Source organism: Melaminivora alkalimesophila (assembly GCF_000282995.1).
In the GTDB taxonomy this organism is placed as follows: domain Bacteria; phylum Pseudomonadota; class Gammaproteobacteria; order Burkholderiales; family Burkholderiaceae_C; genus Melaminivora; species Melaminivora alkalimesophila.
The window spans coordinates 1-1,264 of record NZ_ALEE01000790.1; the positions used below are offsets into that span (position 1 = coordinate 1).

1 protein-coding gene is annotated in these 1,264 nt (G+C 72.2%); it reads right to left on the reverse strand.

What is annotated here, in order from left to right; translation table 11 throughout:
• On the reverse strand, positions 1-1,040 hold a 1,040-nt coding region (locus A612_RS15240; protein WP_040437169.1), incomplete at its 3' end, for an ABC transporter substrate-binding protein.
• Positions 1,041-1,264 lie beyond the last annotated feature (224 nt).

The following is a 1,264-nucleotide window of genomic DNA, read 5'->3' on the forward strand; positions in this document are numbered from 1 at the left end:
CGCTGGCGGGCGCGCAGCGCCCAGCTGTTGCTGAAGGTCTTCTCCAGCAGCACGCGCGGCGGCTGTGTCATTGACTCGCCACGCACCACCGTGCGCAGGGCCGTGGCAGGCCCCTCGGCGGGCATCACGCCATCGGGCGACAGCGTCTCGCGCACCTTCTCGAAGGCCATCAGGTAGGCGCTGCGGTCGCCCAGCAGGTAACCCTTGGGCACGACGCGCGCGAGGTCTGCAGGGCTGGCGGTCTGCAGCCAGCGCAGCGCAGCGACCATCGCCTGGACCAGGGCCTGGGTTTGCTGCGGGCGCCGCTGCACGAACCCTTGCGGGGCGAACAGGCAGCCCCCGGGCATCGGTCCGCCATAGAGCTGTTCAGAGTCCTTCAGCGAACGCGCATCCGCCAGCACGCGCGCCCCAGCGCGCTGCTCCAACAGCGTCAGCACCGGGTCCGCATGGCACACCGCATGCACCCTTGCGGAGCGCAGCGCCTCGACCGCCGCCGACCCGTTGCCGACCGCCACGAACTGCGCCCGCGCCAGGGACACGCCCGCCTCGCGCAGCCACAGGCTCGCCAGGTAGTGCGTAGACGAGCCTGGCGCCGTGACGCCCACCCGCAGGCCGGGCAGGCGGGCCAGTGCAGCGCCGCTGCCATGGCGAGGGTGCGCCACCAGCGCCACCTGCGGGGTGCGCGCCAGCACCACCAGGCTGCGCCAATCCCGGCCGTGCAGCTGGTGGCGCACCACGTGCTCGTAGGCGCCGCAGCACACGTCGGCGGCGCCACTGGCGAGCGCCTGCACCGCCAGCGAACCGCCTGCATGGTCCAGGATCTCCACCTGCAGCCCCTCGGCCTGGAACAGGCCCAGGCCTTCGGCCACCAGCAGCGGCAGGTGGTAGAGCGTGGAGCGCGCGCCGACGGCGATGCGGATCCGTTCGTCCTCCCCTTTTGCCGCCACAGGTGCCGCCGGCCCTGCGCCCATGGCCAGGCCCGGGGCCACGGCGCACAGCCAGGCCCAACGGCGGCGGGTGAGAAGGGGGAGGGAAGGCATCGCGGAGCAGGAAGGAGCAGGGACGCAGCGTTTTGCTGCACTGCAGCAATGGTGCCCGCGAAGCTGTGATCCGCCACTGGGGAGAACCCTTGTGCAAACTACCTATGGCGCCCGGCGGCGCCGATGGCCGCCCTCAAACCACCACAGGCTCCGGCTCCAGCCGGATCCCGAAGCGCTCATAGACGCTGGTCTGGATGGCGCGCGCGAGCGTCATCACTTCGCCG